The organism is Pedobacter psychrodurus (assembly GCF_032678585.1).
Classification (GTDB): domain Bacteria; phylum Bacteroidota; class Bacteroidia; order Sphingobacteriales; family Sphingobacteriaceae; genus Pedobacter; species Pedobacter psychrodurus_A.
In genome coordinates this window covers 20249-35513 of sequence record NZ_JAVTSN010000005.1, presented here as the reverse complement: position 1 = coordinate 35513, position 15265 = coordinate 20249, and the positions used below count along the sequence as shown (strand labels likewise).

Below are 15265 nucleotides of genomic sequence, written 5' to 3'. Positions count from 1 at the left end.
CAGATATTAATTTATGTGGGTTATTTGTGTTTTAAGGCCCTTTTAAAAGTATTTTAACAGACGCTAACCGTCACTAATAGTTTAATTAAAAGTACCCAAACCGTAACCGGCTTAAAAATACCCCCCATACACCATGAGAGTTTCAGTAAGGCTCCAATATTATAAATCAAAAACTTATTCTGAGAATGTAAGCCCAATAATTTTACTTTATTCAATAAATGGTGTGCGGAAAAAGAAATTTATAGCAATGTGCCACGTAATTAAAATTTAAACTGATTTAATTTACCCTTCATACTAGAACAATGTTAGTAATATGATCAGCAAACCCTAACAACTTCCATCTCCAACAATTCACCTAGTTTTCCAATCTTGTCGGCAATATGTCCGATGCCAACTGCGCAATGATGAGCTGGTCCGTTTAGATTCCAGTTATTTACAAATTTACGTGCACCAATACTAAATCTGTAGCGACTGTTTGTATTACCGATCTGGAGAATAGGACCTGCGACAGATTCTCCCTCCGCTACTAAAAGCATAAGCTTGCCATCTTTGGTCTCAGCTACTGATAACAAGGTAACAGGTCCATTTTTTACTGACATTTCCACAGACAATCCCCTTCCAACTTTCCCATGATACACTTTAAGCGGCCTAACCTTGGTTTTTCCTTCAGCAATTGCAATATGGCCGGGACCGTCGTGTCCCATTAAGACAATATCATCCTTAAAATCCATTGCATAATACTCTGTAAAAGAACCACCAGCACCAAAACTGTCCATGATTTTCATCGCCTGAACATTCTTTATTTCGTATTCTCCCGCCACAGGGATTCCGCGGGCAGTGAGCAACGAATTTCCTAAAATAATCGAACTGATGGTGTCTTCATTTTCTTTATTTCCCGTCCCCTTGTAATAGTACGCAAATGAGCCCAGTTTATATTTTTCGGCAAGTATATCCAATGCAACAGACGTTCTTGATGATTCTTGGAGGTCATCCAGAGAACAATCAGCCTGTACATCGAACTGCTCCTTAAAATGCTCAATCCTTTTTACAACTTCATTTTCCGGAACTGTTTTTCTAAGTGATGCCAGTTCCTCTACCTCAAGCATTTCAATATGCCCTCCAAAATATGCATATTGCTTGGTCATATCTGTATAGATATCGAGCATACCGCTATAATAATGTCCCAAGCAGCCCATCCTGTTGTACGACATTATATTTTTAACCTTGGCTGCCTCAACCCAAACCGATACTTCATTCCAAAATTCCTCATCCCCTTCAAGCATTCCGGTAACCTGGTGAAACTTGATTCCTGTACGGTTAAAAACATTTGCAATTTCAGGAACAGGACAGGCTGAGCAAAAAGCCAGCCACTCACCAGTCATTTTTACACGATCCCCCATCTGATTAAACGCTTCATAATTTATAGCAGCTTCGGGCGATGCGTTTAAGATAATAACAGGAACTTTTGCCTTTTGCACCACGGGCAGAACCGTGGAAGAAAGTGCATATGTACTTACATAAAGGAATATGATATCTACATTTTCACTTCGGAAACGGTCGCCTGCATCAAAGGCTTTATCAATATTGTCTACAATTCCTAGATTGATGACATCCGGATGAAATGTGGTGATTTTTTTTTCAATAGTAGAAAGATATTTTTTTAATCTATCTTCCAACCCCTCGAACTGATCCCAATAGGTATCAAGGCCAATACCGAAAAGACCAATTTTCAATGAATTTTTGCGCATCTTTATTTTTTTTTCTATTTTTTTTTGACAGTTAATTTTTATTTGAAATTTACCAATGCCACGTTTTGCTGGAGTGGCTACGCTATCGGGAAGGTTTTCTCAATAGGTGCTTTTTAATTGGAAATTTTTATACACTTTTTGATTATTGACGTTCATATTTTGATTTTTATTGCGACGATAAAACTGCTATTAACAAGGCATTATTCTTTCCCGCACAGAAATTCTTTTCTATACCTCGATGGTGAAAGGTTCATCTTTGATTTGAACAGTCTGGAAAAATAATATTCAGATTCGAAACCGCTCTGATAGGCGATATCACAAATACCCAGATCGGTTTCGAGAAGCATTTTAGCTGCTTTTTGGATTTTGAGGTTCAACTGGTACTGACCAGGCGATTGACCGGTAATTTCCTTAAATGATTTCCTAAACCACGCATAGCTTACATTGTGTTTCTCTGCCAGCTTTTCTGGTGAAATATCACTATTCAGATTTTCGTGGATACTATACTTGATATTATTGATAATCTGAGATTTGCGGCTGCTCGACTGCAATTTTAGAAGGGCTGAGGCATACACTAGTCCCAAAAGCTGAATGGTTAAACATCCAGCCAGCTGATTACTGCCCATTCCATTAAATTTTATTGTATCAATCAGCTGGATAAAAATATTAATAAATTCGGCATTAAAGCCCATATATATCAGGGGGTGTTCGGGACTAAAACAATCCTGTTTCATCAGGTGATTGGCATAACTCCCACCAAAACCTACCCAGTATTCGCTCCAGCCATTTTCCTCATCCGGTTTAAACCTATGCCATATACCTGGGTACAGAAAAAAAATGGTTCCTGGCTGCACATTTACCTGGCCTATAAATTCCGCTTCAAAAGTGCCTGTTCCCGATGCAATATAAACCAACTGGTATTCGGAAAGTATCCTCCCTTTGGCATAATCGAAAAAGTACTCGTTGGGATGTAAGGGATCTGGATATATTTTACCTGCGGGGTGGATATAATGCCCCACATTATGTATCGAAATCCCCCAATCAGGCTGATTAGCATCAGCTCCGGTGCCTGGATTTATGTATTTGCGGAAAGTATCCATAATCTGGTTAGTTCAAAGGTCTAATTTAAGCAAAACACGCACACACAAAACACATTTTGATAATTAATATCAATTTGTACATTAAAAAAACCAAAACGTGCAAACTTCCAAAATAATGAGACAACGACTAAATCGTTCTACTTTCACAAATAACAATCTACCGGTGAAGCATATATCGACTGGCACAAAGGAACAGCTATCAGTGAAACTTGAGATCGAAAATACAGGCAATATGGATGGAGAATAGGTTGTACAGCTTTATTAAAGCTACTCTCTCTTTTTTTTCCAAATCGTTTAAGAAAATAACAGGGATGTCTCCAAGGGTTTATAAAAAACAAATTTATATTGTGGGTTTTACTTTATAATCAATCTTCAAAACTCAAATTGATATACTTGTAGCAGGCCTCCTGCATGAGTATTTACGAAAACACATATGATTTGCTGATTTTAAACTAAATTAGGTCACCTTTTAAATTTGCCTAAACATGAATATTGTAAATGCCAAAGGCGAAATCCGACTTTGGGTATAAAATATGAAAACAACGAATCATTACCATGAAAATATTTAAGATAGCACTTGGCATACTGCTGATCAGCATACGATTATCCGCCCAGGTACAAACAGATGTCGTTTCTGTCAAGGTGACTTAATTCGATTTCAAATTTACCCATTCCATAATGAATTACAAGAGCTACATGACCAGCCTCTGGGCTTAAAGCAATCGCATTCTTTTTACCTCTAAAAACAATTTCTAATCCTTTCATTTCAATAATCCCTCAACTAACAAGTCATTTTTCATAGCTAGGTATATATTTAATAAACTTTGGCGATCACGCGCTTCCGTAAAACACGGCTCAGCACTTTCTGCAATATTTTCAGATGCAACAATCCGTATGGAGTCGTTAGTATTCAATGAGACATCTAGCCATTCTACCCTTGTAAATTGATCATCATCAAAACCAGTTACCTGAAGATTATCGGTTGAACAACTAACAATGATAATTCCACTGTTTACGCCTATAACTATTTTTTTCTCATTATGAAAAATTTCGAATCCTCTCATATTAAATCTAAAATATGGGTTTAATTTGTATGTTTCACTAAAAGGGTTTTGCGTCGCTTTGGTGAAAGTATATTTAAAAATACTTCGGTTCCTTTTATCCCATAGGAAGATAGGAGTTTTAAAAATTAAAAGAAAACACTATCTTCAAATCATCTAATCCAAATATACCTCATGAATAAACGCTCACTTTTACTGGTTTTGCTTGTGCAATTCCTTATTTCTTCAGCTTTTTCAAAATCAATTATCCCTAAACAATTACAAGGCTTCTGGAGTTTTCAGGTTAATAATAAAGGCGATTGGAACGGCACATTAATCGGCGGTGACTATGTAGAACATTTCTATGAAATGTGTAAGGTAGACAGCCTGAAAGAAAAGGACGGCATTTACAAAGTATGGCTTACCAGTGAGCGAAAAGCCCCATTAACATTAGAAATCAAGAAACTTGGCAACAATAAGGCCTCACTAAAGTATGGTCATTGGCAAAATGAAAAAATATGTAGCTGGCAAGAAACCGACCCCGATATCAAGTTTTTCGGAGCTAAAAATATACCGCCAACTTTAAAGCAAAGCTGGATTTATCCGGCCAAACAGCAGAATAACTTTTCAATAACCAAACAATTTAAGCTTCAACAAAACGGCAAAAAGTGGAATATACTTTGGGCTGGCAGCTATCTGGAAAAGGAATACCGCTTATTGGTGAAGGATCAGAAAACCTATAAAATGGTTTATATTGTAAAACAGCCAAATACCTTAAAAGTGAATAACGTTGATGGCGAAATGATTTATGAAAAAAAGGCCAGTAATCCATTGATTTATGCTTTTCTTGGCAATTGGATAAATGAGGAAACCAACGAATGGCAATATGGCTTTTTTCAAGACTTCGCCATTTATAATCAGGAAGCGTACACCTATCAAAAGTTATCAAAAAAAGGAAACAACATTAGTCTTCAACTTTTAGGCAAGGGTAAAGAAAGAAATGTTCAAATTAACATTAAAAACGATAGCGTAGCACAATTGACCGACAGCGAAGGAACGAAAAATGTTTATCTGTACAAGCATAATCTAAAGCCTGCTAAAACACAGGATACCAGCTCTTTTTCAAATAATCACTTCAGTAAAGTAGATACTGCAATCATCTCCGGCTACCTAAGAAATCCTTCCTCCAATCAGCCTTTTTCTGTCATTTTAAGAGATGTTTTGACCGAAAAAGATTTAAAATATTATGGTGACCTCGATAGCAATGGCTTTTTCGAAGTAAAGGTGCCAGTATTAAATACCACTTCTGTTGTGTTAGATTGGGACCGTACAGGCTCTGGCCGTTGGGATGTATTAGAACCTGGTGAACGATATTTCTATTTTGAAGATGCTCAAGCCAAACAAAAACTAACCATGGGCAATCATGCCAATTTTCACAATGAAATGGTTAACTACAGTTTCTACGCCCCTTTTAGAATAACGGATGAAGAATGGAGAAAAAAAACATCTAGTAAAACCTTAGAATTTCTGAATATTAATAGGGCAGAATATAAAAAATCGATACAAACTTTTGATAACTACTTAACCAATAACCCAAAAGCCAGTAATAAATTTAAATATTTTGTGCCTGAATTTAACAAATATGAAGTTGGTTATCCATTAATACAGCGTATGTATCATTTAGATAGTACTGATCATTACCGGTTTCCCGAAGCCTATATCAGTTTTTTAAAAGACACACTCTATAAAAACACACCTCCGAAACCATTTACCCTGATCAGGGAATTCGTTTTTTTTAAAAATGATCTTTTTTCGTATTTAAGGGACCGTGATACTTCATCTGTAAAATGGAATGACGTGATAGAAGAAATGGTATTGAATAATAGTTTCGATACTACACCAGCGCAAAGAGAGGCTTTACTCACCGAAGTAAAAATAAATAGATTTAACGAGTCGAAAGAGCGGAAATCTCCGCTCAAAAGAATGCCTAAAGCTCAAATGGAATTAGCCTCATCGTTTAGAAAAAGCCATTTTGAAGAGATCAATAATGCTGCGAATAAAAAATTGATGTTAGTGTCGCAGCAAAATTATTTAAAGTTTACCAATAGCATTGCTGATGAGGATTTGAGGGATCTTTATTTTGCACTTAATACTTATGGCTTTTTTAATAGTCATAGTGCTTCTATGCCAGATGATGTTTTTAAGCTTTCTATGTCAAATATTAAAAACAGTATTTATCGCAACCGCTTAAGTAATATGCAGGAGTCGTATTTAAAACTGGCGAAGGTTGCCCCTGAATATGTAGAGAGTTTAAAAAGGACAGATCATTTAAAATCTTCAAAAAATGCAGATTCTATATTTGCAGCGTTAATCAGGCCGTACAAAGGCAAGGTCATTTATGTTGATTTCTGGGGTACCTGGTGTGGCCCATGCAAAGGAGAAATGCCTTATGTTAAAGACGTTAAAGACGCGCTTAAAGGCAAAGACGTAATTTTTATGTATTTCGCCAATAACTCGCCCGAAGAAAGCTGGAAAAATATAATAAATGAAAACAAGCTTACCGGAGAAAATGCCGTGCATTACCGATTACCTAGCGAACAGCAAAGCATACTGGAAAACAGGTTATCCATTACCAGTTTTCCAACCTACATTTTGATTGATCGGGATGGTAACATCAACACGATGAAACCACCACGACCGAGCGATAATAAAGTATTGGTTGCCGCTATAGATAAACTTTTAGATAGTAAAACGGAGAAGTAAATCACATTACCACTATCTAAATAATAGTACCTTTCTGCATGAGAGAAATGTTTATTACATTCACAACGGGAATATCGAATAACGTAAACAGAAAAAAATAAAAATAAACTGATGAGAACAATCAATCCCTGGATCAACTTCAATGGAAATGCTGAAGAAGCATTCAATTTTTACCAGTCAGTTTTTGGCGGAAAATTCACCAAAATTATTCGTTTCAAAGACTTAGCAAGCGATGATTTTCAAGTGCCAGAAAATGAGGCAAATAAAATCATGCACATTTCCCTGCCCATAGGCAAACACAATGTATTGATAGCCAATGATGTTCCCGAATTTATGGGACGGGTAAATGAAAACGAAAACAGGTCTAAAATATCAATAAGTGCTGAAAGTCGGGAGGAAGCAGATAAAGTATTTAACGGGCTATCCGCAGGCGGAACGATTGAGGGACCTATTGGCGACAGTCCATGGGGTACCTACGCCGGAATGTTTAGAGATAAATATGGGATTGAATGGATCGTTGAATTTGATCCAAATGATAACGGGCAAATTTAAGCTAGAAAGTATTAGCTCCTGATATGCTGCCAAATCCAATACATGAAGTCAAGTATTTACATGTAAAACTGAACTTTAAAGGTAAAAAGATACATCAATTGTTCAATTGGAATCTCTCCCGGTCTACAAACCACAAAACCCACAATAATGGGTTTTGTGGTTTATACGCATCATCATTAATCTTCTACTGATCTGTCATCTTAAGAATCAATGCGTCACCCTGTGGTTTTACACGAAAAACACTACCATTTGATGGTTTTTCAAAACTACCTTTCGCAGCCACCAATTGATAAGCATGATTGTCGAAAACATAGTTCATATGGTCTGCCAGAATATCGGTTAATGGTAATTGATGTGGATTTGTTGCATTGAAATCGAGAAACCAGCTTGCCTGGGGCTTGCCTTTTAACCTTACCACAACCGACTTTTCTTTAAGATCGATCTCAAAACTCCCGTTTGAAACAGGCCACGAAATATGTGCGGTGCTTTTGCCCTGATTTGTGAATATTGGATCGCCACCTTTTATGGCTTGCTCCTGCCCTCCAGTATTGTCCATCAACAGAAGACCTGCCGGGTTACCCGCTTTGCCCCATAAAAAACCATCTACCACAGGAAGCGTATAAAAAAAACTTTGGTTGGTGGTGGTTACCGCATTCAGGTATTTATCTGGAACGGTCTCATTAAATAAATGGATATCTGTGATGCGCAGGCTCCCTTTTTCCCAGAGCAGATTGATTCTGTAGAACCGGCTATTGTACCATATCGTTTTTTTATCGCTATTCCCCAAATCTTTGGTCACTGTAAAAGTTGTTGCCGGGGTTACCTTATAATTTTTCTTAAACCACTGGCCAGACTGCGACATGGTTTCTACCTGAACCTTGCCCTGTTCCCTGAGCTGGGCAATGATTGGCATCTGTATTTCCAGCCCTTTTTTCATGGCGTCCCAGGTAAACGAATTTTCCTGACCTGCCTGTGTGTAATTAAAACCAAGTGATGGATCGTTAGAAAAAGTCTGAAAAAACCAGTTAATCCATTGGAGATTACCTCCCGCATGCCCATATACGGGCTCCAGGGTCGTTACGGTACTTCCATCTGCATATTGCCTGATCGGGTCGCTACCAAGCAACCTAAAAACCGGGACTGGAAGCTGTTTTTCGGCATGCTGTGCGGGCATGTATGCATTAACGCGGCTTGGGTAATAGGCCTGGTTCCAATATCCGCCCCACAATGTAAAACCATCAGTCCCCACCTGATCTTTGCAATTTGCCGATGCTATGATTTTGTATTTATCGTACATATAATTTAGTGAATGTGCATCAATCACCCATGAAGCGACCGATTTAGGATAATACCCAAATATCTTTTTAAAATCGGCAAAATAAACGTCGATAATCTTTTCGCGCTCTGCGGGAGTGTATCCTACAGAAAAACCAATATCCGAATGCCAGTCCCAGGCGTATTTTCCCCGCCATTTTATACCTGCCTTTTCGATCAGTGGCTGTGGAAGTTCCCACCATGCACCAATTTCGAACGATGCTTTGGGAAGCGAGGACAATAGTTTTTGATATCGGGGATCCATCAGGGCATCATATTGGAGAAGAAAAGTACCCGGTAGATTGTACTTTTTCATGATTTCAACCTGGCTCACCACCGTTTGATAAAGCACATCCTGGATAATCTGGGCGTCTCTGGGCTCGAGTAGCCGGATAAAATTTACGATGTTCACGATCTTCCGTTCATTTTTGGGAGGAGTATCGCGCTGCTTGCGGATCAGACTATTAAACGAAGACAGTGTGACCAAAAGCATCAGACCGATAGTGAGTAGCTGGATTTTGTTTTTATTTTGCATTATATTTTGTAATGTGCTGATTAATAAATTAAGAAAGATCTCCGCGGAAACCATTGCATCTGTATGAGGTTAACGAAAAAAACAAACGCGCCGGTCAGTTCGAAAGGTAAACCTAAATAATTCCAGGAGCTAAAAAAAAGATTTTCAGTATATATGTTAATCTAATTAAACTCATAATGGTTTTCTATTATCGCTTACTCATTTAGAATAGGGTCAATTAAATTATCCATTTTAAATGTAACGCATACAGATGTGCCTTCAGCACTTTCAATACTAAGTTCTCCTCCAATCTGTTTACTCAAGCCCCGCATCAGATTCATTCCCATAGAATTATTGGCCAGGGGATCTAAATCCGGTGGAAAGCCCGAACCATCATCCTGAATTTTTAAACAATGAAAGCCATCGGCCATTCGCAAAAAAGAAATCGTTACCGTACCATAGGCATTATCCATAAATGCATATTTTATGGTATTGGTAATGGCCTCATTCATGATCAACCCCAGAGGCAAGGCCTGATTTACATTTAAATGATCAAAAACGACATGCTTTTTAAAATGTATACGGTTACCTAAATCAAAACTATCCTTCACATAATTGATCAGTTCATCAATATATTCAGCCATATTAATAAAACCGGGGCTATCAGACTGATAGAGTTTTTGATGGATGAGGGCTACGGAATGCATCCTGTTTTCACTATTTCGTATGGCCCGCAATGCTTCCTTATTTTTAATAAAGACCGATTGGCTCTGAAGCAGTCCCATCACAATCTGAAGGTTGTTTTTCACCCTATGATGAACTTCTTTTAATAACCATTCCTTTTGCTCCAGGAGCTGATCCTTATCATCTACTAATATATTGAGCGCATTGTTTTTGCGTTGGTTTGCGAGGTACGACCTGTATAATAAGGTCATAAAAAAAGCCAGTGCTATGATTGCACCCAATGTTAGATTCCGGATCACATAGGCTTTAGAAGTCTTCTCCCGTTCCAACTGGGCATCTTTTTTTAATATAATAATATCATTTTCTTTTTTTTCAATTTCATACTGGATATTGAGCCTGGCCAGTTGATTACTTTTGGTCACATTAAAGGCAGAGTCGCTCAATGCTTTATACCGCTTTAAATGGGCAATAGCAGAACTCAAATTACCTTCTGCAGAATCTATCTTGAAATAAGACAGTTCGTCATCAATCAGTGTCGAAAAAGCCATGGTATTTATAGGAAGGTGATTGTATTGATCCCGCAGTGCTTTCCTGGCCAATGCATATTTATTTTGCTTCAAATAAAACGAACTCAACACCTTGTATCCCCAGGTTTCCAATGAAGCACTTTTACGGTAAAAATCAATCATCGACAGAAATGACCTTTCTGCATCCGGATATTGTTTAAATGCTTCAAAACACCTACCTCTGATTTCGGCGGCTAAGCCATATTGAAGCGTATCTGCCGGTGGGTATTGTTTCATCAGCCTGCGCGAAACTGCTGCTGCCTCCTTAGCCTTGCCTCCTGAAATCAACGACCTCACCAGTTCATTCAGATAATTATAAGTAATATCTAAAGCCTTATCTTTATCCCTGTTTTTCAAAGCCAGCGTAATGGCCTTCCGATAATTTTCTGCTGATTTGTTAAAATTACCCAGATCGGTATAGATAAGCCCCAACTGACCATAGTATGGAACTGTGCCCACAGTAGTGGTATCTCCTATCGCATTGGCACTCCTGATACTGGCAAAACTATTGGCTAAACTTTGATCAAGTTTACCCATATTCCTATATATAACCGAAAGATTATAGTAGGTTAAAGAAAGGTTATGGTCATGATAGCCAGCTTTTTGATATAATTTGATTGCTTGAATGAATTGATTTTCTGCGCTATCCAGATTGCCAGCGATATTGCCAAGGTTCTCTTTATTGTAAATGCCTTTTTCCATCATCACATCCCCAACTTCTTTCCACTGTTTTAATTCAGTATACATGACAAGGGTCTTTTTCAAATAATAAGGAATCTCGGGGTCCCTCGGTTCTCCGTTTTTTAATTTTATGCCCATTCTAAACCACGTGCGTGCCTCACGCTTTTGATCACCAAGCCGCTGGTATTCACTGATAATCTGTTTATAAATTGATTTTCCTGCTGCAACTTCTTTTTTCAAAAAGTATACCTCTCCTATCCGGCACATGCACTCATATCTAAAATTGGCCTTCATCTTGAGCGAATCAACTAACTTCAGCGCATATTTGAAGTACAACATGGCGCTATCGAGGTTAATTTTGTAATTGCCGGGTTTATTGAGCATCTGATATTTACCAAGGTTCCAAACCAGCTCAATCCTAACCGAATCCGACAGCTCCCCCTGAAGTGCCTTTTTTGTTAAGGCGGCTTCTTTTCTGTTCAGCGGTAAAGTAAATTGCCCGTACGCAGCAAAACTGCATATATTAAGCGCCGTAAGGAGCAATATAAAACGAATTGTGGTATCGAAACCAGCTAATATTTTTGGCAAGGGAATATCTTTTTAATGACAGCTAAATTTACAGAGAATATAATCATTGTCTTTATAATTCATCAGCGAAAATCCAGATGAAATACGCTACCATACCATTATTTATTCAGTAAAAGAGGGAAACAGATATTTTGCCCTTTATTGGTCATAAAAAATGGGCCTATATAGACCCATTTTTTTCAGGGATTACCTGGAGATTTCAATAAATATTTCAGATACCCTTTCAGGCATGGAGAGAAAAGGTGAATGGCCGGTATCAACAGTATAAGTATTGGTAATACCTGCTGCATTGGCCATCTGTTTTTGGAGTTCCAAACTTATGGCCTGATCCTTACCGGTAAAAACATAATATTTTGCAACCGCTCCAAAGGCTGTAGAAGTAAGTTTAATCTTATCCCCAAAAGGAATGGCGGGTTCGGGCTTATAATTCGTAATAACCAGTTTTTTCATGGTTTCGGTGGCATCCTGGCAAAAAATATCGGTAAGTTTAGCTTTATTCACATCCAAAGTAAGCTGATCTGAAGAGGGAATTAGATTTGGTCCTAATAACGAACTTTTATCCTGAAATGCCAGGTCAAGAAGCGACTGGCCGTTCTGCGGAACAAATGCACCTATAAATACCAGTTTTTCTATGCGTTCGGGAATTTGTTCTGCCACTGCAGATACCACCACCCCACCCATACTGTGCCCTACCAGGATCACTTTTCCTGTTAGCTTTTCTATCATAGAGATAATTTTATCACGATAATTAATGATGGATACCGAGGAAGCTGGTGTTTGGTCTGCTCCATGTGCAGGCAAGTCTACAACGACAACTTTATTTCCCTTTTTTTCCAGCTCAGCCTTTACATCCGACCAAACGTATGCCGATTGCCAGGCCCCATGCACCAACACAAACGTTTTTCCAGTATTATTCTGTTCCTTGGAACAGCCGGTAAAACAAAATACCAATACCATCACACAGGCCATCAACATTTTAGCGACGGTGTACGGTCCATTCTTTGATAATCTCCTGGTAGGTTGTACCAAAGCAATCATCTTTTTTTCAGGTGTTTTCATAACTTTATTTTTGATTTAAATGCCTCAGTTATTAATCTTTGATGAGTCACCTTATGATTACCCAAATACAGTCCAATTACACAAAACACTAACATTCAACACAATACACCAAAAACATTAAATAATACTACTTTATATCGTCAACAGTTCATGATATTTAATAAATCCAATGGAATTCTTAAGCAGCAGACCGTACATGCTCCGGAATAAAATAACGGGTAATTTGCCTCATTAACCATCTAACGCAACGATATATCGTTGCAAAAACAACGGAATACCGTTGCGCAATCTGTCTGATCATAAATTAGAAAATGAATAAATAAAAAAGATATTCAAATCCTATCTTTAGCCTAATTAAAGAAGGAATACTTGTTTCTCAGGTTTGTGGCCGGATTTGTGAATGACCAGTAGTAAAAATTTATGTCTTAGTCCAGCATTTCACCAGCTTATCAGAGATTATTGTTACGATTAATGATTAAAAGAATGACCAGCAATTACGTTTTCGCGACCTTACATTTGTATTTAACTGCCACACTTTCCAATATCCAATACCAGATTACCAAAGATGCACAAGAACTTTGCAGGCGACTGCCTGGAGGTTTTGAAAGCAAAACTGAACTTAATTAGCATTATGAAGAAAAAAAAGATCCTCGTAGTTGAGGACGAATTTATCATTGCTGATGTCTTGGTTAACATCCTAAAAACTGCAGGTTATGAAGTCTGTGGCATTGCCGATAGTGTTAAAGAAGCGCTTGACATGATTGCCGAATTCGAACCCGAATTTGTATTGCTCGACATTTATTTAAAAGGTAAGCTTACCGGAATCGATCTGGCCCATCGTTTAACGGAAATGAATATGCCATTTATTTACATCTCAGCTAATTCTAACCAAAAAGTATTGGAGGCAGCAAAGGTAACCAACCCTTATGGATTTGTGGTTAAACCTTTCCGCGAAAAGGATGTACTTATAGCGCTTGATATTGCAGTTTACCGGCACGAAAACCACCTGGAAAACGGAATGCGGCAAAATGCGGTATTGCAAAAAAAAGCTGCAGAAATATTGGCCTCAGCCTTGAATTGGGAACTTAAAATTTTAGAAATCTCCAAAACCCTTCAACCTTACATTCCCTTCGAATTCTTATCGTTAGGAACAAAGCAAGAGGACGAAAGCAGTTTTTATGAACTTTGCTTCTCGAGGATAGGTTTTGATGAGTACCAGTTAATTGGCTGCGCAGAATTGATGGTGATTACGAACCGAAAACAGCACGAATTAGCCAGATTAAAGGCAAATGATACGACTCATCAGATGGCTACATGGTATGATGAAAATGAACTTGGTACATTACTGGAAAAACCGTCGTTAAAAAAATTGTATACCGAGAGATACAAGCTCAACTCTCACCTGTCATTTCCAATCCCTTTAGGTGAAGGGAAACAGTGTTATTTTAATTTTTACAGCCGTAGGCCAGATGCCTACCAGGCCGATCATTTGGTACTGTGCAACCGCTTACAGCCACTATTAACAACATTTATGGAAGGCATGTTGCATGCCCCTAGCAGCCCTTTGGTGAACGAGGTGAGCAGCTACACGGTAAAACATCAAAAAACAACTATTGAACAAGCTAATCCCTTTGCTGGCATTATTGGCAGTAGTCACTTGCTTTTAACCGTTTTTGACCATGTGGTTCAGGTGTCAAAATCGGACTCTTCGGTATTGATTTTAGGGGAGAGTGGTACAGGAAAAGAAAAGATTGCCGAACGTATTCATTCGCTATCGCTTCGTAAAGACAAACCTTTTATCAGGATCAATTGCGCGGCACTGCCCAGCTCTCTGATCGATTCAGAGTTGTTTGGTCACGAAAAAGGTGCTTTTACCGGAGCACACGAGCGCAAGATTGGCCGTTTTGAACAAGCACATACAGGCACCATTTTCTTGGATGAAATCGGCGAACTTCCATTGGAATCGCAATCTAAATTATTACGGGTACTGCAGGAAAAGGAAATCGAACGTATCGGTGGCCGCGTAACCATTAAAACCGATGTTCGTATCATTGCGGCAACCAACAGGAATTTGGATAAAGAAGTAGCAGAAGGACGTTTCAGACTCGATCTTTTTTACCGCATAAACGTGTTTCCGATACTGATGCCGCCACTTCGCGAACGCAAAGAAGATATTGCCGACCTGGCAGTTCATTTCCTGAATATTTATTCGCGCAAAATCGGCAAAACGATAAGAGGAATCACGCCACAGGTTTTAGACCATATGAAGCAATACCATTGGCCTGGCAATATCCGTGAACTCGAAAATTTAATCGAAAGAAATGTTTTACTCACCAGAGATGATATGATCAACAGCATGGTACTCCCTACCCAATTGGAACAACCTGTTTCTGCTATGCCTACCGAAGCAAGTGTAACGACCATGAGTGAAGGCGAGCGCGCGCATATCCTCGCCGCACTGAAAAGATGTAATGGTAAAATCTGGGGTGAAGGTGGAGCAGCCAACTTATTAAACCTACCGCCTACCACCCTAAATTCTAAAATGAAAAAACTGGGTATACGTAAGGATTTTGGTGCTTAACAGTCAGTAGTAGCGGTTAGTTTTTTATCAAAACATTTATTGGGTTAATAAAGGTATAAGCAGGCTGTCATTTCG

At 38.4% G+C, this 15265-nt stretch carries 11 protein-coding genes; 4 read left to right on the top strand and 7 right to left on the bottom strand.

Going from position 1 to position 15265, the window contains the following annotated elements; all coding sequences use genetic code 11:
* Positions 1 to 317: 317 nt before the first annotated feature.
* The 4 genes from R2S57_RS04610 to R2S57_RS04595 all read right to left on the bottom strand — a co-directional run bounded on the left by R2S57_RS04610 (position 318) and on the right by R2S57_RS04595 (position 3912).
* Entirely contained in the window at positions 318 to 1733 is a 1416-nt protein-coding gene (locus tag R2S57_RS04610) for an arabinose isomerase (protein WP_316843936.1), read from the bottom strand.
* A 215-nt stretch (positions 1734 to 1948) separates the two neighbouring features.
* Positions 1949 to 2848, bottom strand: coding sequence for an AraC family transcriptional regulator (locus tag R2S57_RS04605; protein WP_316843935.1), 900 nt, complete (start codon positions 2846 to 2848; stop codon positions 1949 to 1951).
* Positions 2849 to 3451: 603 nt separating this feature from the next.
* A complete protein-coding gene (locus R2S57_RS04600; RefSeq protein WP_316843934.1) occupies positions 3452 to 3613 on the bottom strand; it encodes a hypothetical protein in 162 nt (53 codons plus the stop codon).
* Entirely contained in the window at positions 3610 to 3912 is a 303-nt protein-coding gene (locus R2S57_RS04595) for a hypothetical protein (protein ID WP_316843933.1), read from the bottom strand. Before R2S57_RS04595 ends, R2S57_RS04600 begins: the two co-directional genes overlap by 4 nt.
* Positions 3913 to 4083: 171 nt before the next feature.
* Between R2S57_RS04595 and R2S57_RS04590 the strand changes: the two genes are divergently transcribed.
* Together R2S57_RS04590 and R2S57_RS04585 are read left to right on the top strand one after the other, a co-directional pair.
* Positions 4084 to 6651, top strand: coding sequence for a TlpA disulfide reductase family protein (locus R2S57_RS04590; RefSeq protein ID WP_316843932.1), 2568 nt, complete (start codon positions 4084 to 4086; stop codon positions 6649 to 6651).
* 111 nt (positions 6652 to 6762) lie between these two features.
* Complete coding sequence (locus R2S57_RS04585) at positions 6763 to 7203, top strand: VOC family protein (protein ID WP_316843931.1); 441 nt, start codon at positions 6763 to 6765, stop codon at positions 7201 to 7203.
* A gap of 184 nt (positions 7204 to 7387) precedes the next feature.
* Here R2S57_RS04585 and R2S57_RS04580 read toward each other — a convergent pair whose 3' ends face one another.
* From R2S57_RS04580 to R2S57_RS04570, 3 genes are all read right to left on the bottom strand, one after another.
* Complete coding sequence (locus R2S57_RS04580; RefSeq protein WP_316843930.1) at positions 7388 to 9052, bottom strand: hypothetical protein; 1665 nt, start codon at positions 9050 to 9052, stop codon at positions 7388 to 7390.
* Between the two features lie 194 nt (positions 9053 to 9246).
* Positions 9247 to 11550, bottom strand: a complete 2304-nt coding sequence (locus tag R2S57_RS04575) for a histidine kinase dimerization/phosphoacceptor domain -containing protein (protein WP_316843929.1) — start codon at positions 11548 to 11550, stop codon at positions 9247 to 9249.
* Positions 11551 to 11736: 186 nt separating this feature from the next.
* Positions 11737 to 12609, bottom strand: coding sequence for an alpha/beta fold hydrolase (locus R2S57_RS04570; protein WP_316843928.1), 873 nt, complete (start codon positions 12607 to 12609; stop codon positions 11737 to 11739).
* Between the two features lie 483 nt (positions 12610 to 13092).
* On the opposite strand from R2S57_RS04570, the gene R2S57_RS04565 reads away from it, so the two are divergent.
* Together R2S57_RS04565 and R2S57_RS04560 are read left to right on the top strand one after the other, a co-directional pair.
* Positions 13093 to 13236 carry a hypothetical protein gene (locus R2S57_RS04565; RefSeq protein ID WP_316843927.1) on the top strand — a complete coding sequence of 48 codons (144 nt, stop codon included), beginning with the start codon at positions 13093 to 13095 and terminating at the stop codon, positions 13234 to 13236.
* 4 nt (positions 13237 to 13240) lie between these two features.
* Positions 13241 to 15190 (top strand): sigma 54-interacting response regulator, encoded by a 1950-nt coding sequence (locus R2S57_RS04560; RefSeq protein ID WP_316843926.1) that lies wholly within the window; start codon positions 13241 to 13243, stop codon positions 15188 to 15190.
* Positions 15191 to 15265 lie beyond the last annotated feature (75 nt).